This window comes from Neisseria sicca (assembly GCF_017753665.1).
In the GTDB taxonomy this organism is placed as follows: domain Bacteria; phylum Pseudomonadota; class Gammaproteobacteria; order Burkholderiales; family Neisseriaceae; genus Neisseria; species Neisseria flava.
The window spans coordinates 2072522-2095090 of the sequence record NZ_CP072524.1; the positions used below are offsets into that span (position 1 = coordinate 2072522).

Sequence of the window (22569 nt, forward strand, 5' to 3'; positions counted from 1 at the left end):
CTTTCAGACGACCTTTAAGCCGCGACGACGGGTGGCGGATAGCCGTGTGCGTCAATTTCAGACGAGGCGAGCCACGGGGTATGGACGAGGTTGACAGGCAGGTGCGCCAATTCAGGGATGTGGCGGCGGACGAATGTGCCGTCCGGATCAAGCCGGCGGGCGGTTTGGATAATATCGATGGAACGTCGGCGGGCATTTCGGGCGGCAGTTTGCCAATTGCCTTCGTTCAACGCGGGGTCGAAATCGGTTTGCTGCGCGGCGAACCAAACGATGCCGTGTTCGGACGGCTGATGCAGGATGCCGCACAAAAATTCCGCCGTCAGGGAGCGCAGGGCGGGATGCAGCCAGCCGCTCGATTTCAGGCTGCGCATGGCGGCATCGATAAGTGGGAAACCTGTTTCCCCCTGCCGCCAGCGTTCCGTCAGGTCGTCTGAAAACGGCGCAGATTCGGCAGCAGATTCAGGCTCGATTCGGGCGCGGTGGTAAGCAAGCTGCTGATAGAAATCGCGCCGAATCCAGTTGTCCAACCAAGCATCTGCACCCTGCCCTGCGGCTTCAGTCGCCAACACGCGCGGCGAAATGCAGCCTGCGCTCAGATACGCGCTCAAGCGGCTGGTGCCTTTTCTGGCAGGGAAATCCTTCATAATCGGATAAAACCCGATATTTTCTTCAAAATGCCGCCATTGTTTGCCTGCCTCATCTTCGCCGCCGCGCTGCGCAGAAACCATATCCTGCTGCCCGTTCCACGCAGGAAATGACGGCATTTCAACAGAGGCCGTCTGAAAAATTTCAGTGTGTCCGCCTCCCGCATCCCGCCCGCCGAACCGCTGCCGAAACAAAGCCAGCCACGCTTCTTTATAATGCGGGAAGTCGGTATAAGGCGCACCGTGGCTGCCCATGATGTCTGCCTTGGCGAATATGGCACGGTCGTTAACGCGATCGAACGCAACGCTTTGTTCATCCAAAATCCGCCAAATGCGGTTATCTTGCCCGATTTCAGACGACGTATAGGCTTCGTCGGCAATTACGGTACGAACGTTCAACCGCGCCGCCAAAGCCGGCAATTCTTCCACACGGTTCACCGCATACAAAGCCACGCCGCGCGCCGCCAACGAGCCATGCAAAGCCGCCGCTGCCTGATAATGAAACCAATCCTGACGCGGATTGGGGATTTCAGACGACCCCTGCGCCACCCACACGCCCGCTACGGGCAATCCCCGCTTCACGGCGGCGGACAATGCGGCGTTGTCGCGTATGCGCAGGTTGCGGCGGAACCAGACCAATGTATGTGCTTGCATGGCGATGTCGTCTGAAAGGGATAAGGCGTTTGATTTTAGCAGAAATTTTGTGAGGACAAGGCGGACGGTTTTCAGACGGTCTTTAGGCAGATAACAGATGAAATGGATTCGGAATAACGCAGCTATAGCAAACATACTTAACTTTAAATCCGGCATGCCATCAAATTCCGTCATTCCCGCGCAGGCGTGAATCCATCTTAAAACTTGAGAAACCTTGATTTGAAAAACAGTTTCTGAGTTTCAAAAATGGATTCCCGCCTGCGCGGGAATGACGAAAACCGATAATTTGCGTATCGAAAATAAAGTCATTTAGCTAAATGTTCATCCTCTATCGTTTTAACCGGGTTCGAAGCGGCAAATCGAATTTCCAAAGCCGACATTTCATCGTCGTGAAGAAGCAGGGAAAACCTCAATCTCTCCACCGAATACGGATATCCGGCCTGCAATCTGAATTTGCCTGCCCAAACAAACCAAAGGTCGTCTGAAACCGCATTTTTGAGTTTCAGACGACCTTATATATTTACTTTTCCCCTTCCCTACCAATGCGACGCCATATTGTCGCGGTGGATGAGTTCGTCTTCGTGGGCGTAGCCTAATTTTTCGGCGATGCGCTCGGACGGGGTTTGCAGGATTTTGGCGGTTTCGCCGCTGCTGTAATTGGTGAGGCCGCGGGCGATTTCTTTGCCGTCGGTATCGAGGATGGCGACGAGTTCGCCGCGGTGGAAATGTCCGTCCGCGCGGATGCAGCCGACGGGCAGCAGGCTGGCGTGCTGTTCGGTCAGGGCTTTTGCCGCGCCGCTATCGACGGTCAGGCTGCCGGCAGTTTGGACGTGTCCGAGCAGCCATTGTTTGCGGGCGGCGACGCGGCTGTGCGCGCTGGTAAAGAGCGTGCCTATGCTTTCGCCTTGTTTGAGGCGGACGAGGACGTCGGGTTCGCCGCCCCATGCGACGACGGTGGCGGCTCCGCTGAGTGCGGCGCGTTTGGCGGCGGTTACTTTGGTGTACATGCCGCCTGTGCCGACGCTGCTGCCCGCGCCGCCCGCCATGCTTTCGAGGTCGGGATGGTCGGCTGCTATGGTCGGAATCAGTTTGGCTTGCGGATTTTTGCGCGGGTCGCTGTCGTACAGGCCTTTTTGGTCGGTCAGAAGGACGAGTGCGTCGGCTTCGATGAGGTTGGTCACGAGCGCGCCGAGGGTGTCGTTGTCGCCGAGCTTGATTTCGTCGGTGGTCACGGTGTCGTTTTCGTTGATGACGGGAACGATGCCTTTGGACAACAGGGTTTGCAGGGTGCTGCGGGCGTTGAGGTAGCGGGTGCGGTTGCTCAGGTCGTCGTGGGTGAGCAGGACTTGGGCGGTGCGGATGCCGTGCGGTGCGAACGCGGTTTCGTAGGCTTGGGCGATGCCGGTTTGCCCGACGGCTGCGGCGGCTTGCAGCTCATTGATGGCGGTGGGGCGTTTGCTCCAGCCCAGCCGTTTGATGCCTTCGGCGATGGCGCCGCTGGAAACGAGGACGGTTTGCACGCCTTGTTTGCCCAGTTCGGCGATTTGCGCCGCCCAGCGGTCGAGTGCGGCTTGGTCTATGCCTTTGCCGCCCGCGGTAACGAGGCTGGAGCCGACTTTGACGACAAGGGTGCGGATATTGGAGAGATTTTGCAGGGACATGGTTTTTCTCGTTTGTTCGGGGTGGCGGGATAGGCGGGAGGTCGTCTGAAAAGCTTATTCGCGGTTGCGCGCGTGCCAGAAATAACGCCATACGAAACAAGGGAAGGCGAATATCAGGTAGAGGCAGACTACGGTGGCGTAAAATTCCCAGTCTTGATGCTGAACCGCGCCGGCGCGGGATTCGAGAATGTAGGCGAGGACGGCGGTCAGGATGAAGCCTACCGCCAATTCGACGAGGTGATGCCCGATATGTTTGCGCTTGAGCTGGAATACACCGAAAAATTTGGTGGTAACGAAGGGGGCGTTGGCGAAGATGAGTGCCAATACCAAAAGGATGTACATGGATGCGGTCATGATGGTGTGTCTTTCTGTTTTCAGACGGCCTTTTTGATTCAAAAGGCCGTCTGAAAAAACAATCTTGAGCTGCGTATCTTAACAAAAACGGCAGCCTCTGACACGGCTGCCGTTTCGGTTCATCACTTTACAAGGTGTTTTCCAAAGCCCTAGCGCACCAGTCAATCACCGTTTGTGGCATGATGCCCCACAAAATCAGCAGGAACGCGTTGACGCTTAGGAAGAATTTGGCGACATAGTTGCTGCCAACGGGCTGGTCATGGGCAGATTCGTCGAAATACATGACCTTGACTACGCGCAGGTAGTAGAACGCGCCGATTAACGACATCACTACGGCGAACACGGCAAGTACGATGTATGTACTGCCCGCCATGGCGGCGTTTTGGGCGGTCGATGCGCTCAACAAAGCCTTAATCACGCCGAATTTGGCGTAAAAGCCCATCAGCGGCGGAATACCCGCCATCGAGAACATCGCCAGCAGCATCAGGAAGGCAAACCAGGCATGGCGTTGGTTCAAACCTGCCAAATCTTTGATTTCTTCACACTCGATATTGTCGGTGGACAATACCATCAATACGCCGAAACCGACCGCCGCCATCAGCGCATAAGTAATGGCGTAATACAAACCCGCCGCGAAACCGACCGCCCCCGCCATAAACGCCAGCAGGATGAAACCCATATGCGATATGGTGGAATAGGCAAGCATACGTTTGATGTTGGCCTGCATGATGGCGGCAAGGTTACCGATCAACAGCGATGCCACTGCCAACACGGCGAACATCTGCGACCAGTCGTGATGCACCGTTCCCAAACCGGTAACCAAGATGCGGAAGGCAAAGACGACGGCGGCAATTTTCGGCGCCGTACCGACAAACGCGGCGACGGATGTCGGCGCGCCGTGGTACACGTCGGGCACCCACATATGAAACGGCACCGCGCCCAGTTTGAACGCTACCGCCACAACGATAAACACCAGCCCCAGTTTCAACAGCCATTCGTTGGCAAGCTCGCTGTACGACGACGCCAAAACAGTGGCGAATTCCAGCGAACCCGTCGCGCCGTACACCATCGAAATACCGTAGAGCAACAGACCGGAAGCCAGCGCGCCCAAGACGAAATATTTGAGTGCGGCCTCGGCGGAGCGGCCGGAATCGCGGCGCAACGCAATCATGGCATAAAGCGACAGCGACAAAAGTTCCAAACCGATATAGGCGGTCAGGAAATGCGCCGCGCTCACCATCACGCTCATGCCTAACAGGGCAAACAGCGATAAAGTATAAAACTCGCCTTTAAAAATACCGCGCGCCTGATTATAGGGCTTGCTGTAAATAAACAGCCCGAAGGTCAGCCCGTACAACACCAGCTTGGACAGGCGCGACATACCGTCGGCGATATACATCCCGTGAAACGCCAACGTACTGCCCTGCTCCCACACCGCCAGCTGCGTAACCGCCACGATAATAACGGTTCCCAAACTCATCAAATGGGTCAGATAGCGGTTTTTATCGCTAATCCACAAATCTGCCAGCAATACGGCAATCAGCAGCGCAAACAGCACGATTTCGGGCATGGCAGGCATTAAGTTCAAATCAATCAAGTTCATTCGCACACCTCAAATCTTGCTTTGCGCCACATGGGCAATCAAATCGTTTGCCGCCTGATGCACCACTTCGATAAACGCCTGCGGATACAGGCCCATACCCAATACCGCAACCGCCAAAATCGCCAGAATCGCAAATTCGCGGCAGTTGATGTCTTTCATATCGGCAACGTGCGGATTGCCGACCGCACCGAAAATCACGCGCTTATACATCCACAGCGTGTAAGACGCACCGTAAATCAGCGTCAGTGCCGCCAGCGCGCCTACCCAGAAATTCACTTTGACCGCGCCCATAATCACCATAAACTCGCCCACGAAGCCCGAAGTCGCCGGCAGCCCCGCGTTTGCCATCGCAAACAGCATCATAAACGCCGCAAACTTGGGCATCACGTTCACCACGCCGCCGTAATCGGCGATATTGCGCGTGTGCAGGCGGTCGTACATCACGCCGATGCACATAAACATCGCCGCCGACACGAAACCGTGCGAAATCATCTGAATGACCGCGCCTTTCAATGCCCAGTCGTTCAACTGCCCGTTAATGAACAAGAACATTCCCAAGGTAACGAAACCCATATGGCTGATGGACGAATACGCCACCAGTTTTTTCATATCGGTCTGCACCAGCGCAACCATGCCGATATACACCACCGCAATCAGGCTCAACACGATGATGACCGGCGCGAAATAGCGCGACGCATCGGGCAGAATCGGCAGGATGAAGCGCAAAAAGCCGTATGCGCCCAATTTCAGCGTAATCGCCGCCAACACCATCGAACCGCCGGTCGGCGCCTCAACGTGGGCATCCGGCAGCCAAGTGTGCACGGGGAACATCGGCACTTTCACCGCAAACGACAGGAAAAACGCCACAAACAAAAGCTGTTGCACGCCCAGCGGAATCTGTTTGATGTTTTGGAAATCCTCAATCGAAAAGCCGCCCGCCTGGTAAGACAGGTACACAATCGCCACCAGCATCAGCAACGACCCCATCAACGTATAGAGAAACAGCTTCACCGACGCATACACGCGGCGCGGACCGCCCCACACGCCGATAATCAGGTACAGCGGAATCAGCATGCCCTCGAAGAACACATAAAACAGCAGGGCATCCCGCGCCGCAAACGCGCCGTTAATCAGGCCCGACATGATTAAAAACGCCGCCATATACTGCGCCGGACGCTTCTGAATCACTTCCCAACCCGCCAGCACCACCATCAGCGTGATAAACGCGTTCAGAATGACAAACAGCACCGAAATACCGTCCACACCCAGCGAGTAGTTGATCCGCAAAAGCGGAATCCACTCGTGGAACTCGGTAAACTGATAACCGCCGCTCAAACGGTCGAAACCCGTAAACAAGGGCAGCGTTACCAAGAAACCGGCAAGCGCACCGATTAAAGCGAGCACGCGGGCAAGCGGCGCACGGCTGTCCGGCCCCGTCGCCAAAACCAGCACGCCCGCAGCGATGGGTATCCATATTGCCAAGCTGAGTAGGTAGTTGGAAAACATAGTGGTTAACCTGTGGTTAAAATAAAAATATAGTTGTGTGGGTTGGTTTTTCAGACGGCGTTTTAAGAGGTCGTCTGAAAAAGGTTTGTTCAGGCTTCTGCTATTTGTCTCAAGCTAATTTTGCCGAATCTTCCAGCCTCATTCTTTCATGTAAATATTTGATCTTATTAACATCGGTATCGTGGGATAAGATTTCTAAATTATTCACACTGGCAGTCGCATAATGAAACATATCGAATTTACGTTTTTCTAAATTCTTCGGCGTATTATCACGTTCGGCTTCAAACTTATCAAAGCGGTACAGATTACTTGCCAAATCAGAAACATTCTGTGTAATGTCCAAAGATTCAAACTGTGCCAAAACACCGGTCAATCGAGACAATTTCTCAGATTTCCCCCAATCCACACCGCGCAAAACTTCATAACGGATAAGCGGGGTAATCACAAAACGGTTGTCATCCTGTTGCAACTTTTTCGCCATATCGCTCAATACGGCTTTCCGCTTTTCTTCGTCACTGTCATCATCCGCCAAATAAACCAAGTAATTGGTATCTAAAAGATAAACCGTCATTATTTATCCTCTAATCCGCCCAATTCCTGACGTACCAATTCCAATAAGGCTTTTTTTGCCTGTTCTTGATCACGTTCTTGGACGCGTTCTATCTTCTTCTTATTCAAATCCACGCCGAATGCTTCGTTGAGCAAATCCACAAAAGAAGCATTACTTGGATAGTCAATCATCTTGCCATAGACCACACCGTCCTCCTTGCTACGTACCAAACGGTAGGCTTCTCCCTGCTCCAACTGACTGATGACCAAAGACGAATGCGTGGTAATGAAAAACGTTGTGTTCGAAAACAATTTTTTCAGCAGCGGCACGATTTTGATCTGCCATTCGTTGTGCAAATGGCTTTCTATCTCATCAATCAGCACCACGCCGCGCACATGGGCAATTTGCTGCTCGTTGGTAAAGTAACTGTATCCCGCGACAATAGATTGGATAATCTTCAAAAGAGAAGTAAAACCGCTGGATAAATCAGAAAGTTCGCGCTTTTGGTTTTCTATTTTGATAAAAACACGGTTATTGCCTGAAATTTCCAAAAATTCGGGGTCTATGCGGTTGTCGATTTTATTGAGCAAGGACAGCAAAGTATCGATTTCAATTTTACGGTTGTCTTCTTTCGACTGATACGGATTGGCGGATTGTGCCCGCTGAATAATCCACTCTTCTAAGTTGGTATCCATATTCAGGGATTTAATATCTTCAACCTTATGATAAAAAACCGAAAACAACCGTTCTAAATATCCCTTTGAACGTTGCTGAAAATTACCTATTTGTTTAATCGCACCATCCTTATTTTCAACACCTCCCCGATTTTGTGCAGCTAAATAAACTATGGGCAAAGAGTGCCACAACTCTAAAAAGGGTCTTTTTTCCCATTGAAGATTTACATCATAAGTACCAAATATCACATCATTATCTTTTGGAAGACGTTTTGGGCGTTCTTTTCCAATAGATTCGAGACTAAACCCCATCTCTCCGATAGGAGTAACAACTTTTTTAAAAGGAATGGATGCCGGAGTTATCCAAGAAACAACTTGTTGTGCAGCCGCACTGGTGAACAACAATATCGCAAACAAACATTCCAACAGTTTAGTCTTACCTACACCATTCTCGCCAATCATCGTATAAACACGCTGATTGGGCTGAAAATCTACCTGCATCGTGCCGACACCGGTTACATGCTCAAAACGAACCGTACCGTCAAACAGCCGTTTATCCATATTATCTGCCCTTCTATTTTTCAGACGGCCTGATTATCTGAAATGTCAGATGTCGTCTGAAACTCTAATCCATTGCCGCCTGAAACCTTCTTTTCAGACGACCTCAAACACTGCCTTCTTTCTCAATCACCAAAATCCGCGCTTCGCCGCACGGATGGGCGACGTGTTCCGTGCCGATTCCTGCGTAGAAGATGTCACCGCTTTTCAACCGAACGATGTGTTCTTCACCGTTTTCTCGGTAGTGCATATCGACTTCGCCGTCCATCACGGCAAACACTTCCTCGCCGTCGTTGACGTGCCATTTGTAGGGCTGGTCCGTCCAGTGCAGGCGCACGGTGGTGCCGTTCATATTGGCGATGTCGAGTGCGCCCCATGCGCGGGAAGCGGTGAAGTCGGCAGAGCGGATGGTTTGTGTGTTTGACATTGTTTCTGAAGTTTCTTTTTTCAGACGACCTAAACGTCGTCTGAAAATCTCATCTTTACCTGCACAATCCCGATATGCCGTAAGTCGGATTCTCGAATCCGACACGCTGTACTATTTTCTTTTTCATGTCGGATACAAGTATCCGACCTACAACTTGAATGGTTCTTTTTCAGACGACCTCTAAACTGACTACGGACAGGTCGTCTGAAAATCCGCCTTTATCTGAACAATCCCCAGAAGGTCATGCCGAGCAATACCAATACGCCGAACACCATAGCGGCGGCGTAGGTGTAGATAAAGCCGGTTTGGACTTTGCGTATCTGAGCAGCAATCGCGCCGACCAGTTTGGCGGAACCGTTGACGATGCCGTTGTCGATAATGGCGGTATCGCCGACTTTCCAGAAGAAGTTGCCCAATGCGCGCGTGCCTTTGGCGAAGACGTTGAAATACAGGGCGTCGAGGTAGTATTTGTTTTCAAACAAAACGTAAACCGGACGGAACGCCTGCGCAATTTTGGCGGGCAGGTGCGGCAGTTTGACGTACAAAAGCCATGCGCTCAATACGCCTGCGATAGCGAGATAGAGGACGGGCGAATGCAGGCTGTGCGACACCATCGCCAATGCGCCGTGGAACTCTTCTTTCATGATGTGCATGGTCGGATGCGCATCGGCGTTGACGAAAATCACGTCTTTGAAGAAATCGCCGTAGAGCATGGGTTCGATGGCGATGTAGCCGATGATGACGGACGGAATGGCAAGCAGAATCAGCGGCAGGGTAACGACCAGCGGGCTTTCGTGCGGATTGTCGTTTTTGCCCAAGCCGTGATGTTCTTCACCATGGTCGTCTGAATGGTGTTCGGGCAGGCTGCGCCATTTTTCTTCGCCGTGGAACACCATAAAGTATTGGCGGAACGCATAAAACGCGGTAACGAACACACTGGCTAGAACGGCGAAATAAGCAAATCCGCTGCCCGGCAGGGTGCTGTATTTCGCTGCTTCGATAATCGAATCTTTGGAGTAGAAGCCGGAGAAGAACGGCGTACCGATCAACGACAAGTTACCGATCAGCATGGTCAGCCAAGTAATCGGCATGTATTTTTTCAGATTGCCCATATGGCGCATGTCTTGGTCGTGGTGCATACCGATAATGGCGCTACCTGCCGCCAAGAACAGCAAGGCTTTAAAGAAGGCGTGGGTCATGACGTGGAACATCGCCACGGAATAGGCGGACGCGCCCAGAGCCACAGTCATGTAGCCCAGTTGCGACAGGGTGGAATACGCAACCACGCGCTTGATGTCGTTTTGAATCACGCCCAAGAAGCCCATAAACAGGGCGGTAATCGCGCCAATCACCATAATCACCGACAGCGCGGTGCTGCTCATTTCGTAAATCGGCGACATGCGCGACACCATGAACAGACCCGCCGTAACCATCGTCGCCGCGTGAATCAATGCGGAAATCGGGGTCGGGCCTTCCATCGAATCGGGCAGCCAGACATGCAGCGGGAATTGTGCCGATTTACCCATCGCGCCCACAAACAAGAGCAGACAAGTTACGGTAATCAAAGACCATTCCACACCGGGGAAAAGCTGGATGGTGGCATTTTGTACGTTGGGCAGATAGGCGAATACGTCCTGATAACGCAAGCTACCGCCGAAATAGGCAAGCACCAAGCCGATACCGAGCAAAAAGCCGAAGTCGCCGACGCGGTTGATCAAAAAGGCTTTCAGATTGGCAAAAATCGCACTCGGACGTTTGAAATAGAAACCGATTAAGAGATACGACACCAAGCCCACCGCTTCCCAACCGAAGAAGAGCTGGATGAAGTTGTTGCTCATAATCAGCATCAACATGCTGAATGTAAACAAAGAAATATAGCTGAAGAAGCGTTGGTAGCCGACTTTTTCATCGTGCATATAGCCGATGGTGTAGATATGCACCATCAACGACACGCCCGTTACCACGACCATCATCATCGCCGTCATCGTATCGACCAAGAAGCCGACGGAGAAATCCAAGCCGCCCATTGTCAGCCAGGTATAGACATTCTCGTCAAACTTGGCGCGGCTGCCGTCGATAAAGCCCCACAGCACATAAGCCGACAACACGGCAGACACAGCCACACCGAGTATCGTAACCGTATGCGCGCCGGCACGTCCGATTTTATTGCCGAACAAACCCGCAATCAGCGAGCCTGCCAAAGGCACGAGGGCAATGATGAGATATAAAGTCATGTCGTTCATTTTGGATGAACCTTTTTGATTTAAAAATCTATGTTTGTTTTGTCGGTCGGATTCCCTAATCCGACCAATCTACTTTGTCTTGGTTTTCAGACGACCTCACGCCATAAGGCAGGTTGTCCAACCTTAAATTTTTTCCTTACAGGCTTCGGATTTTCAGCCAAACCGTGCGACAGCATTCAAATCCGATAAAGCTGCCTGTCTTGGCAACGCGCCCTAATCGCTTTAGTGATGATGTCGTGGGGATCTACCAATTTGAAACCGTTCCCGCCTAAGTCCAAGCGGTCAAGGTCAGTCAGCATTATTGTATCCAAAAACACGCCTGTTTCAGGTCTACGGTATTCCACCGCAATGCCTTGACAGCCCCTTGTATGAACTTGATACACAGAGCGTATCCATGCGTATTTCACCTTACCCGCCCCACAGCCGTGTATGCAATAAGACAAACCGTCTTCGTCCAAACGTATGAATTCCCGATCTCTGCCCGTATTGCGGCGCGAATTTTGCCACATCTTCCATCCGGCAATCCCGATACCCGCACACAAAACCGACAATAAGCCAAACAGCCAGCCCAACCGCCCCGCCCATGCGAACGCAAACCACACCAGCCAAATCGACAAGAAAAACGGAATAACAAGCCAACACAAAACTAAAAGCGAACGCGGCTTAAACACCCATTGCTCGATATTCACTTGATCGGTTTGTTCAGACGGCATCCGCTCTACCCTTTCAAATCATCCAAATCGGCAACATTAATCGTTTGTCGGTTGCGGTACACCAGCACCATAATTGCCAAACCGATGGCGGATTCGGCAGCGGCGACGGTCAGTACGAAGAATACGAAAATCTGTCCGGCGATATCGCCCAGATGCTGCGAGAAGGCGATAAAGTTGAAGTTCACCGCCAAAAGCATCAGCTCGATGGACATCAGCAAGACCAGCACATTTTTGCGGTTCATAAAGATGCCCATCGCGCTGATACCGAACAGAAGCGCGCCCAATACCAAATAATGCGTCAAGGTAATCATGCTTTGCCCTCCTCTTTCGGCTTGAGGTCGTCTGAAACTTCGTTTTCTTCGAGAGATTCGGTTTGCGGTTTCACAGCTTCCATTTTCACCAAGCGCATACGGCCTTGGTCGGCGCGTACTTTAACTTGGTCGGCAGGATCCATGCGTTTTGGATTGGTGGTTTTGCGATGAACCAGCGCAATCGCCGCCACCATACCCAACAGCAGCAATACCGCCGCCAGCTCAAACGGCAGCAGATAATCGGTATAAATACGGCTGCCCAAATCGCGGATGTTGTTGTAATCCGCAGGAATGTCTTTCATCAAACCAAACGCGGCAAGGTCGGTTTTCGGATTGACCAGAATCAGAATCAGCGCAACCGCCAACAATGTGCCGACAACGCCGGCAACAGGCGCATGCCGCCAGAAACCGGCGCGCATTTCCTCAATGTCAATGTTCAGCATCATCACGACGAACAGGAACAGCACCATCACAGCGCCGACATACACGACCACCAGCGTAACGCCCAAAAACTCCGCCTGCATCAGCATCCAAATCATCGCGCTCACGCAGAAGGTCAGCACCAAATGCAAAGCAGCATGGACAGGGTTTTTCGCGGTAACGGTACGCAGCGCGCCGTATAGGACGATGGCGGCAAGGATATAGAACAGAATCGCGGAAAAAGTCATTCGTCTGCTCCTTAACGGTACGGCGCGTCGGCGGCTTTGCGCTTGGCGATTTCGGCTTCGTATTTGTCGCCGATTGCCAAGAGGATCGGCTTGGTCATGTGCAAGTCGCCTTTTTTCTCGCCGTGATATTCAAAAATATGGGTTTCCACAATCGCATCGGTCGGACAGGCTTCTTCGCAGAAGCCGCAGAAGATGCACTTGGTCAGGTCGATGTCGTAACGCTTGGTGCGGCGCGTGCCGTCTTCGCGTTCTTCAGATTCGATGTTGATCGCCATTGCCGGACACACCGCCTCGCACAATTTACACGCGATGCAGCGTTCCTCACCGTTCGGATACCGCCGCTGCGCGTGCAGGCCGCGGAAACGCACAGATTGCGGCGTTTTCTCTTCGGGGAAATAAATCGTGTCTTTGCGGGCGAAAAAGTTTTTGAGCGTTACGCCCATGCCTTTGACCAGTTCGCCGAGCAAGAAAGTTTTTACTAAATTAGCCATATTCTGTTCCCTCAAAACAGGGATTCCGTTAAATATTCAAAACTGCGTTTTCAGACGACCTTGATACGTCGTCTGAAACTTATTTCCACAAATTCAGCGGCGAAATCATCCACACACCCAAAATCACGATATAGGCAAAGCCGATGGGAATCAGCACTTTCCAGCCCAAGCGCATGATTTGGTCGTAGCGGTAGCGCGGGAAGGTGGCGCGTATCCACAGATACCAGTACAGCACCGCCGCCATTTTCACGAACATCCAAAATGCGGAAGGCGTGCCGACAATGCCCCAGCTTTGCGGGAACGGGGACAGCCAGCCGCCGAGGAACATCAGCGAGGTCAGCGCGGCAATCAGAATCATGAAAATGTATTCGGCAAGGAAAAACAGCGCGAACGCGAAGCCGGAATATTCGACGTGGTGACCGGCAACGATTTCGGACTCGCCCTCTGCCACGTCAAACGGTGCGCGGTTGGTTTCGGCAACGGCGGAAATCAGATAGACGATGAAGATTGGGAAGAGCGGCAGCCAGTTCCACGAGAATACGGAACCGCCCGCGATGCCTTTTGCCTGTGCAGCGACGATGTCGGAGAAGTTCATACTGCCCGACACCATCACGACGCACACCAGCGCGGCACTCATGGCAATTTCGTAGGAAATGCTTTGCGCGGAAGCACGCATTGCGCCCAAGAACGAATATTTGGAGTTGGAAGCCCAGCCCGCGATGATCACGCCGTAAACCGACAGCGAGGTAATCATCAGGATATACAAAAGGCCGATATTGATATTGGTCAGCACCCATTCTTCGTTGAACGGAATCACCGCCCACGCCGCGAAAGACGGGGCGAGCGACATAATCGGGCCGATGTAGAACAGGGCTTTGTTTGACAGCTTCGGACGGGTAACTTCTTTAAACAAGAGTTTGAACACGTCGGCAAACGGCTGAATCAGACCCCACGGGCCGGTTACGTTCGGGCCGACGCGAAGCTGCATGAAGCCGATGACTTTACGTTCGAAATAAGTCAGGTAGGCGACGGTCAGAATCAGCGGAATCAGGATAATCACAATTTTGACGATGACGGATACCACCAAGCCCACGGTGATGCCCAAATCGCCCAGACCGAGCGTTGCGGCAAAGAGGTTTTGGAACCATTCCTGCATAATCAAGCTCCCGCCAGTTCAATAGTGTCCATCAACGCACCCAGCGCGGCATTTTCGGTATGCAGCGGCAGATGCACCACGTTTTCAGGCAGTCCGGCATCGGCTTTGACCATCACGGACACGCCTGCGCCGTTTTGTTTGGCGACAGCGGTTTGTCCGTCTTGCAAGCCTAAGCGCACCAAAGTGTTCGGATTCACACGCGCGGCAGGCACGGCGGCATGGCTGGTCGCTTGCAGCGGCGCGGAACGGCGCACGATGGCATCGGTGTGATAAATACCGACTCCGCCCACGCGCACGAGGCGGCTTGAGGTCGTCTGAAAATCTTTTTGAGCCGAAGCGGCGCGGTTGTTCAGTTTGGACGGCAGGCTTTCCGCGTCCAGCGCGTCTTTCAGAATCGCGGCGGTATCGTGGTATTCAAAGCCTTGCAGGTCAAACAGGTTGCCCAATACGCGCAACACTTTCCACAGCGGACGCGAATCGCCGAAACCTTGAACGACACCGTGGAAGGATTGCAGAAGGCCTTCCATATTGATGAAGCTGCCCGAGGTTTCGGTAAACGGCGCAATCGGCAGCAATACGTCGCACACGTCCAACAGCGTTTCGCTGACAAACGGCGTAAACGCCATCACGCTTTTCGCCTGTTTCAACGCGGCTACGGCTTTTGAGCCGTCTGCCGTATCGATTTCCGGCTCGACGTTTAGCAGCAAAACTGCCTGTTTCGGCGCATTTGCCATTTCGGCAACGCTCTCGCCGGAGTTCACGCCCAAGACATCTGCGCCGACGCTGTTGGCAGCCTGCGGCAGAATGCCCAACACCGCACCGGTCGCGTCCGCCAGCTCTTGCGCGGCTGCATAAATCGCGGCGTAATCGGGATGGTTTTGCACTTCCGCGCCCAAAATCACCGCTGCTTTTTCAGCGTTTTTCAGGCTCGCGGTAATCGCGTGTTCCGCATCGGCAGACAGGTTTTTCAGACGACCTGCCCACTCGTCGGGATGCACCGCTTCCTGAGACAGAAGCGGCATCAACAATTCTTCCTTGCTGCTTGCCAACACGCTCAAGGCCATGCGCTCTTTGGCGGCACGGCGCAGGCGGGCGGTCAGAAGCGGCTGTTCTTTGCGCAGGTTCGCACCGACCACCAGTACGGCTTCGTTGTCCGCCAGCGATTCGATGCTTTGTCCCAACCATTGCGCACCATTGAGGTCGTCTGAAAGACGTTTGTCCTGTTGGCGCAGGCGGGTGGCGAAGTTTTTAACACCCAAACCGTCGGCAAATTTCTTCGCCAAATACAGCTCTTCAACCGTATTCATCGGGTTCGCCCAAATGCCGACTTGGTTTTGGTTGCCGTCTTTGGCGATACATTCAATCGCGCTGCGGACATATTCCAACGCGGTTTTCCAATCCACGTCCATCCACTCGCCGCCCTGTTTGATTTTCGGGTTTTTCAGACGACTTTCGTGATACAGACCTTCATAGGCGAAACGGTCGCGGTCGGACAGCCAGCATTCGTTGATGGCTTCGTTTTCCAACGGCAATACGCGGCGGACGGTATGGTCTTTGGTTTGCACAATCAAGTTGCTGCCCAAAGCGTCATGGGCGGAAACGGATTTGCGGCGGTTCAATTCCCAAGTACGCGCGTTGAAACGGAACGGTTTGCTGGTCAGCGCGCCGACGGGGCACAAATCGATGACGTTGCCCGACAACTCGGTTTCCACCGCTTTGCCGATAAAGGGCATGATTTCGGAGTGTTCGCCGCGATTCGCCATCGCAATTTCCTGCAAACCGGCGATTTCTTCGGTGAAACGTACGCAGCGGGTGCAGTGGATGCAGCGGCTCATTTCCTCGGCGGAAACCAAAGGCCCCATGTCTTTGCCGACGACGGAACGTTTTTCTTCGGTATAGCGGCTGGTGGTTTTGCCGTAGCCCACCGCCAAATCCTGCAACTGGCATTCGCCGCCTTGGTCGCAGGTCGGACAGTCGAGCGGATGGTTGATGAGCAGGAACTCCATCACGCCTTCCTGCGCTTCGCGGGCTTTTGCCGAATGCGTACGCACAATCATGCCGTCCGTTACCGGCGTGGCGCAGGCGGGCAGCGGTTTGGGGGCTTTTTCCACGTCCACCAAACACATACGGCAGTTGGCGGCGATGGAAAGTTTTTTGTGGTAACAGAAATGCGGGATATAAGTACCGAGCTTGTGCGCGGCTTCAATCACCGTCGCGCCCTGCTCCACAGATACCTGTTTGCCGTCGATTTCGATTTGTAACATGGTTCGTTCCTAGTTACGGGTATTTGATAAATAATCTTTTATGGAGGTCATCTGAAAAAAATGGGTTTCAGACGGCCTTTTAAAGTATAAGTTTATTGCTTGTTTATTTTTAGGAGGGATTTCTTAAATTTTAAAAATCCAAATTCTGTACAACCCATCCACCACCCTCTTCCTCCGTACGGGAGAGGAAACAGGTTTCTGTCAGAACATAAAGTAACAGATTCCGCCGCAATGTCTTTCAATATCATGTTTATATTTGCTTTATTTCAGGAATCAACCCGAAACATTCAAATCTGCTACCGTCTGTCCCTTCCCCGTCCGGCGGGGGAAGGCTAGGATGGAGGTAGCTTTGCAACGTTACAGCCGTCTTATTTCTCACCGCACATTTCGATAATCTTTTCTAGTACTGCTTCGGTTTGCTGCAAAACTTCATTATTCCAAAATCGCAACACCCGATAACCTTGAGCATTCAAAAACGCCGTCCGCCGCTCGTCATACTCAATCTGTTCCGAATGTTGTCCACCGTCCAATTCAATAATTAAACGATGCTCCATACTGACAAAATCGACGATGTATCCGCCTATTGTCAGTTGGCGTCGGAATTTTATTCCGTTCAACCGTTTGCTGCGCAAGTAATACCACAATTTCTGCTCGGCCAAAGTCATATTCTGCTTCAGATTACGGACATTCTGTTTTAATGCCGTATTTCTTGTGCTGTACCGCATAGCCGGGTTGGCCTCAATCTTTTTCAGACGACCTATACGGAGGCCGTCTGAATCTTGCCCGTATAAAAATCTGTTTCAAAATATTCCAAGCACCACCCCCACCCTAACCCTCCCCCGCGAGCGGGAGAGGGAATCAAGTCGTTGGTGAATCCCAAACACACCGATACTCAGATCGTCTGAAACCTCAACACCACTTATTCGGCTTCATCGGTCCGCCGTGTTCAATGTAATGCACAAACTCATCGCGGAAATGCTTGGTAAAGCTGCGGACGGGGAAAACGGCGGCGTCGGCGAGGGCGCAGATGGTGCGGCCTGCCATTTGGTTGCCGACGGAATCCAACAAATCCAAGTCTTCCATGCGGCCTTTGCCTTCTACGATGCGGTGGACAATGCGGTAGAGCCAGCCCGTACCTTCTCGGCAAGGCGTACATTGGCCGCAAGACTCGTCGTAGTAGAAGTAGCTTAAGCGTTCGAGGGCTTTGACCATGCACACGTCTTCGTCCATCACGATAATCGCGCCGGAACCGAGCATGGAGCCGGCTTTGGAAATCGAGTCATAGTCCATATTGGTCTGCATCATGATATCGGCAGGCAAAACTGGCGCAGACGAACCGCCGGGAATAACGGCTTTAAGTTTTTTACCGCCGCGCATACCGCCCGCCATTTTCAGGATTTCGGCAAACGGTGTGCCTAACGGCACTTCATAGTTGCCCGGACGCTCGACATGACCGGAAATACAGAACAATTTAGTACCGCCTGCATTCGGAATGCCTTTGTCGGCAAACGTCTGACCGCCGTCGCGGACGATAAACGGTACGGAGGCGAAGGTTTCGGTATTGTTGATGGTGGTCGGTTTGCCGTACAGGCCGAACGAAGCGGGAAACGGCGGTTTGAAGCGCGGCTGGCCTTTTTTGCCTTCCAGCGACTCGAGCAATGCGGTCTCTTCGCCGCAAATGTATGCGCCGTAGCCGTGGTGGGCGAAGAGTTCGAATTCAAAGTCCGAACCCAAAATATTTTTACCCAAAAAGCCTGCGGCGCGCGCCTGCTCCAAAGCGGCTTCAAAGCGTTGGTAGCCTTCGAAAATTTCTCCGTGAATGTAGTTATAGCCCGCTTTCGCACCCATCGCGTAACCGGCGATAATCATGCCTTCAATCAGGGCATGGGGGTTGAACATGATGATGTCGCGGTCTTTGAACGTACCCGGTTCGCCTTCGTCGGTGTTGCAGACGACGTATTTTTCGCCGGGGAAGGAACGGGGCATAAAGCTCCATTTCAAACCGGTCGGGAAGCCCGCACCGCCGCGCCCGCGAAGACCGGAGGTTTTGACTTCGTCAATCACGTCGGTTTGCGAGATGTTTTCGGACAGGATTCTACGCAGCGCGCTGTAACCGCCGCGTTTGACGTATTCGTCCAATGTCCAGCAGTCGGGATTGGCGGTATCCACTTGGTCAAAAATCACGCCTGATTGGTAAATAGCCATTTTTGGTGTGCCTGTTCGTTTTCGTATCGGTTGCGGCCGCTGTTTCAGACGACCTGAAAACATATTTGTTGAGTCTAGATCCGACTTACTTTGCTATGAATTTATTTTATTTAGTAAAGATAGAACTTAAAACTTTTGAATCATCAATTAAATCTGTAATACCCTGATAATTTCCACGTTTTTGTACTTGTGTAGTAGTAACGTGATATTCTTGCCAACATTTAACAAGACAATCTCCCCAACTATCCATTCCACTTTTTTCTAAATAGTTAGCAAACCCGTCGGAAGGCTGACATTCCTGTGCACTAACAATTAGGGAGTTTAACAAAGGTAAATTTTGCTCTAAACAAAAATCACCAATTGCACCAGCATACAAACCAACTAATTTATGACTTAATCGGAACACACTTTCTAATTCGTGGTACATTACGACACGCTTGTTCTGTGCCACTAAAATTAAATAACGATACAAGCAATCAAATTTCTCTTTATCTAATTGCATAGCTTTCTTCCATTTATTCAAAATTAAATTTATTTTTCAAGTAAACCCGCGACCTACTCCAGTTCCGCAAGTTTCCTCTCAATCGCTTCTTCAGTCATAAAGCTGCACATGCTGTGGTTGTTAACCAGCATGACCGGAGCGTCGCCGCATGCGCCCATGCATTCGCCTTCAACGAGGGTAAATTTGCCGTCGGGCGTGGTTTCGCCGTAGCCGATACCGAGTTTTTTCTTCAGGTATTCGCCGGTATCCATGCCGCCGCGCAGGGCGCAGGGAAGGTTGGTGCAGACGGTCAGTTTGTATTTGCCGACCGGCTCGAGGTCGTACATATTGTAGAAAGTGGCGACTTCGTATGCCTGCGCCGGCGTGATGCCGATGTAGTCGGCAACAAAGGCGATGGTTTCGGGGGCGAGCCAGCCTTTTTCGGTTTGGGCGATACGCAACGCGCCCATGATGGCGGAACGGCGTTGGTCGGCGGGATATTTTGCCAACTCGATGTCGATTTGTTTTAAGGATTCTGCGGATAACATTATCGGTCAACCTCCCCGAATACGATGTCCTGCGTACCGATGATGGCAACAACGTCGGCGAGCATGTGGCCTTTTGCCATTTCGTCCATGCCTTGCAGATGGGCGAAGCCGGGTGCGCGGATTTTCAGGCGGTAGGGTTTGTTTGCGCCGTCTGAAATGATGTAAACGCCGAACTCGCCTTTCGGGTGTTCGACAGCGGTGTAGGTCTCACCCTCGGGAACGTGCATACCCTCGGTGAAGAGTTTGAAATGGTGAATCAGGTCTTCCATGCCTGTTTTCATTTCGGTGCGTTTGGGCGGGGCGAATTTGTGGTTTGTGGTAATGACCGGGCCGGGATTGACGCGCAGCCAGTCGGCACATTGTTTGATGATGCGTACGGATTGGCGCATTTCCTCCATGCGGCAGAGGTAGCGGTCGTAACAGTCGCCGTTGACGCCGACGGGAATATCGAAATCCATTTGGTCGTACACTTCATACGGCTGTTTCTTACGTACGTCCCATTCCACGCCCGAACCGCGCAGCATCACGCCGGTAAAGCCTTTTTGCATGGCGCGCTCGGGGGAGACGACGCCGATGCCGACGGTACGTTGTTTCCAGATGCGGTTGTCGGTCAGGAGGGTTTCGAGTGTGTCGATGTTTTTCGGGAAGCGTTCGCAGAAGGCGTCGATGAAGTCGAGCATGGTGCCTTCGCGGGATTCGTTGAGCTGCTTCAATACTTTGGCGTTGCGGAATTTGCTGCTCTCGTATTTGGGCATGAAGTCGGGCAGGTCGCGGTAAACGCCGCCGGGACGGAAGTAGGCGGCATGCATACGCGCGCCGGAAACGGCTTCGTACAAGTCCATCAGCTCTTCGCGGTCGCGGAAGGCGTAGAGGATGGCAGTCATCGCGCCGATGTCGAAGGCGTGCGAACCGATGCCCATCAAGTGATTGAGGATACGCGTTACTTCGGCGAACATGACACGGATGTATTGGGCGCGGATAGGCACATCAATTCCGGCAAGTTTTTCTACCGCCAAGCAATACGCCTGCTCGTTGACCATCATGGAAACGTAGTCCAGCCTGTCCATATAAGGCAGGGCTTGCAGATAGGTTTTGGTTTCCGCCAGTTTTTCGGTACCTCGGTGCAAGAGGCCGATATGCGGGTCGGCACGGACGATGGTTTCGCCCTCCAACTCCAAAATCATACGCAATACGCCGTGCGCCGCAGGGTGTTGCGGGCCGAAGTTGATGGTGTAGTTTCTTAATTTATTGGCCACCGTAGTTCTCCTCACGGACGATACGCGGCGTGATTTCGCGCGGCTCGATGGTAACAGGTTGGTAAATCACGCGTTTTTGCTCTTCGTCGTAACGCATTTCGACATAGCCGGAAATCGGGAAATCTTTGCGGAACGGATGTCCGACGAAACCGTAATCGGTCAGGATGCGGCGCAAGTCGGGATGGTTGTTGAACATGATGCCGTACAAATCGAAGGCTTCGCGCTCGTACCAATCCGCGCTGTTGTAAACGGGAACCACAGATTCGACCACGGGGAAATCGTCGTCTGAAACCCAGACGCGCACGCGGATGCGCTGATTGTTTTTAACAGAAAGAAGCTGGCTGACAACGGCGAAACGTTTGCCCTGCCATGCTTCGTTTTTGTAAGTGCTGTAATCGACGCCGCATAAATCAACCAAAAGCTCGAAATGCAGTTCTTCATGGTCGCGCAACGTGGTCATCACTGAAACATAATGTTCAGGCAGACACTCGACGGTAATCTCGCCCAAAGCGGAAATGACTTTGCTTGCCTGATTGCCCAAAACGCGGCTGACGGTATCGTATAAGTTTTGAATGCTTGCCATATCGTTCCCTGCCCTACTCGTCCCGAGCGATGGTGGAAGTGCGCTTGATTTTTTGTTGGAGCTGCATCAGACCGTAAATCAGGGCTTCCGCAGTCGGCGGACAACCCGGCACATAAACGTCCACCGGCACGACACGGTCGGCACCGCGCACGACGGAATAAGAATAATGATAGTAGCCGCCGCCGTTGGCACACGAACCCATAGACAATACCCAACGCGGCTCGGCAAGTTGGTCGTACACGCGGCGCAGGGCGGGCGCCATTTTATTGGTGAGCGTACCCGCCACAATCATCAGGTCTGCCTGACGGGGCGACGGACGGAAAATAATGCCGAAACGGTCAAGGTCGTAACGCGCCATACCCGCGTGCATCATTTCCACGGCGCAGCAGGCCAAACCGAAAGTAACCGGCCACAGCGAACCGGTACGCATATAGTTCAGCACCGTATCCGCGCTGGTGGTGATGAAACCTTTTTTCAAAACGCCTTCTATTCCCATTCCAGCGCACCTTTTTTCCATTCGTAAACAAAGCCTACCGTCAGAACGACGATAAACACCAGCATAGACCAGAAGCCGTATGCGCCCAAATCTTTGAACACCACCGCCCACGGCAGCATAAACGCAACCTCCAAATCGAAGAGGATGAACAGGATGGCGACGAGATAATAACGCACGTCAAACTTCATCCTGGCGTTTTCAAAGGCTTCGAAACCACATTCGTAAGCCGCGTCTTTTTCGGCGTAGTGGTGTTTCGGACCTAAAATCGTGCCGAGCAGGATAAACAGCACGCCGGCAGCGAGGCCGACGAGGATGAATACGAGGACGGGAAAGTAACTGGCCAACATGGTTTATGCCTAACTGGTTGACAGACAAATCTTAATATCCTGCTATTTTATCGAATTTCAAAATCCATTTAAAGGTAAATGTCGGTCAACTGTTAAAAAAATCCTAATAAATTCAATAAGTTTATGATAACGATTCTTATTTGTGTTTTGTTTCTTACTGTTTTATTTATCTCTTG

General features: G+C 52.3%; 23 protein-coding genes. All 23 read right to left on the reverse strand.

Going from position 1 to position 22569, the window contains the following annotated elements; translation table 11 throughout:
* Positions 1 to 14: 14 nt before the first annotated feature.
* Positions 15 to 1298, reverse strand: a complete 1284-nt coding sequence (locus J7445_RS09825) for an FAD-binding domain-containing protein (RefSeq protein ID WP_070655023.1) — start codon at positions 1296 to 1298, stop codon at positions 15 to 17.
* Between the two features lie 536 nt (positions 1299 to 1834).
* A complete protein-coding gene (gene proB, locus J7445_RS09830; RefSeq protein WP_070655021.1) occupies positions 1835 to 2959 on the reverse strand; it encodes a glutamate 5-kinase in 1125 nt (374 codons plus the stop codon).
* Between the two features lie 54 nt (positions 2960 to 3013).
* Entirely contained in the window at positions 3014 to 3313 is a 300-nt protein-coding gene (locus J7445_RS09835; protein WP_060974817.1) for a DUF2818 family protein, read from the reverse strand.
* 127 nt (positions 3314 to 3440) lie between these two features.
* Positions 3441 to 4916 carry an NADH-quinone oxidoreductase subunit NuoN gene (gene nuoN, locus J7445_RS09840; RefSeq protein ID WP_060974818.1) on the reverse strand — a complete coding sequence of 492 codons (1476 nt, stop codon included), beginning with the start codon at positions 4914 to 4916 and terminating at the stop codon, positions 3441 to 3443.
* Between the two features lie 9 nt (positions 4917 to 4925).
* On the reverse strand, positions 4926 to 6422 hold the full coding sequence (locus tag J7445_RS09845) for an NADH-quinone oxidoreductase subunit M (protein WP_070865414.1): 1497 nt from the start codon (positions 6420 to 6422) through the stop codon (positions 4926 to 4928).
* Positions 6423 to 6531: 109 nt separating this feature from the next.
* Positions 6532 to 6993: a type II toxin-antitoxin system VapC family toxin gene (locus J7445_RS09850; protein ID WP_209283025.1), complete on the reverse strand. Its 462-nt coding sequence runs from the start codon at positions 6991 to 6993 to the stop codon at positions 6532 to 6534.
* Complete coding sequence (locus J7445_RS09860; RefSeq protein ID WP_070655014.1) at positions 6993 to 8207, reverse strand: AAA family ATPase; 1215 nt, start codon at positions 8205 to 8207, stop codon at positions 6993 to 6995. Before J7445_RS09860 ends, J7445_RS09850 begins: the two co-directional genes overlap by 1 nt.
* A gap of 103 nt (positions 8208 to 8310) precedes the next feature.
* The gene (locus tag J7445_RS09865; protein ID WP_070655012.1) at positions 8311 to 8631 is read right to left on the reverse strand and encodes a cupin domain-containing protein; all 321 of its coding nucleotides are present in this window, start codon (positions 8629 to 8631) and stop codon (positions 8311 to 8313) included.
* A gap of 218 nt (positions 8632 to 8849) precedes the next feature.
* A complete protein-coding gene (gene nuoL / locus J7445_RS09870) occupies positions 8850 to 10874 on the reverse strand; it encodes an NADH-quinone oxidoreductase subunit L (protein WP_009310876.1) in 2025 nt (674 codons plus the stop codon).
* Positions 10875 to 11050: 176 nt separating this feature from the next.
* Positions 11051 to 11587 carry a hypothetical protein gene (locus J7445_RS09875; RefSeq protein ID WP_070442570.1) on the reverse strand — a complete coding sequence of 179 codons (537 nt, stop codon included), beginning with the start codon at positions 11585 to 11587 and terminating at the stop codon, positions 11051 to 11053.
* A 5-nt stretch (positions 11588 to 11592) separates the two neighbouring features.
* Entirely contained in the window at positions 11593 to 11898 is a 306-nt protein-coding gene (gene nuoK / locus J7445_RS09880; protein WP_070655010.1) for an NADH-quinone oxidoreductase subunit NuoK, read from the reverse strand.
* Entirely contained in the window at positions 11895 to 12566 is a 672-nt protein-coding gene (locus tag J7445_RS09885; RefSeq protein WP_019270804.1) for an NADH-quinone oxidoreductase subunit J, read from the reverse strand. Before J7445_RS09885 ends, nuoK begins: the two co-directional genes overlap by 4 nt.
* A gap of 11 nt (positions 12567 to 12577) precedes the next feature.
* Positions 12578 to 13057, reverse strand: coding sequence for an NADH-quinone oxidoreductase subunit NuoI (gene nuoI / locus J7445_RS09890; protein ID WP_002216341.1), 480 nt, complete (start codon positions 13055 to 13057; stop codon positions 12578 to 12580).
* A 79-nt stretch (positions 13058 to 13136) separates the two neighbouring features.
* A complete protein-coding gene (gene nuoH / locus J7445_RS09895; RefSeq protein WP_002218648.1) occupies positions 13137 to 14213 on the reverse strand; it encodes an NADH-quinone oxidoreductase subunit NuoH in 1077 nt (358 codons plus the stop codon).
* A gap of 2 nt (positions 14214 to 14215) precedes the next feature.
* Entirely contained in the window at positions 14216 to 16477 is a 2262-nt protein-coding gene (gene nuoG / locus J7445_RS09900; RefSeq protein ID WP_070655008.1) for an NADH-quinone oxidoreductase subunit NuoG, read from the reverse strand.
* A gap of 368 nt (positions 16478 to 16845) precedes the next feature.
* A complete protein-coding gene (locus J7445_RS09905; protein WP_070655006.1) occupies positions 16846 to 17202 on the reverse strand; it encodes an endonuclease domain-containing protein in 357 nt (118 codons plus the stop codon).
* Between the two features lie 184 nt (positions 17203 to 17386).
* Entirely contained in the window at positions 17387 to 18682 is a 1296-nt protein-coding gene (nuoF, locus tag J7445_RS09910) for an NADH-quinone oxidoreductase subunit NuoF (protein WP_003759417.1), read from the reverse strand.
* 106 nt (positions 18683 to 18788) lie between these two features.
* The gene (locus J7445_RS09915; protein ID WP_045072626.1) at positions 18789 to 19184 is read right to left on the reverse strand and encodes a hypothetical protein; all 396 of its coding nucleotides are present in this window, start codon (positions 19182 to 19184) and stop codon (positions 18789 to 18791) included.
* 53 nt (positions 19185 to 19237) lie between these two features.
* Positions 19238 to 19711, reverse strand: coding sequence for an NADH-quinone oxidoreductase subunit NuoE (gene nuoE, locus J7445_RS09920; RefSeq protein ID WP_070655005.1), 474 nt, complete (start codon positions 19709 to 19711; stop codon positions 19238 to 19240).
* Positions 19711 to 20967, reverse strand: coding sequence for an NADH dehydrogenase (quinone) subunit D (gene nuoD, locus J7445_RS09925; protein WP_003759415.1), 1257 nt, complete (start codon positions 20965 to 20967; stop codon positions 19711 to 19713). Before nuoD ends, nuoE begins: the two co-directional genes overlap by 1 nt.
* Positions 20957 to 21550 carry an NADH-quinone oxidoreductase subunit C gene (locus tag J7445_RS09930; RefSeq protein ID WP_019270812.1) on the reverse strand — a complete coding sequence of 198 codons (594 nt, stop codon included), beginning with the start codon at positions 21548 to 21550 and terminating at the stop codon, positions 20957 to 20959. Before J7445_RS09930 ends, nuoD begins: the two co-directional genes overlap by 11 nt.
* 13 nt (positions 21551 to 21563) lie before the next feature.
* Complete coding sequence (locus J7445_RS09935; RefSeq protein ID WP_003677002.1) at positions 21564 to 22046, reverse strand: NuoB/complex I 20 kDa subunit family protein; 483 nt, start codon at positions 22044 to 22046, stop codon at positions 21564 to 21566.
* Positions 22037 to 22393: an NADH-quinone oxidoreductase subunit A gene (locus tag J7445_RS09940; protein ID WP_003741940.1), complete on the reverse strand. Its 357-nt coding sequence runs from the start codon at positions 22391 to 22393 to the stop codon at positions 22037 to 22039. The genes J7445_RS09935 and J7445_RS09940 overlap by 10 nt, the downstream gene beginning before the upstream one ends.
* Between the last annotated feature and the right edge of the window lie 176 nt (positions 22394 to 22569).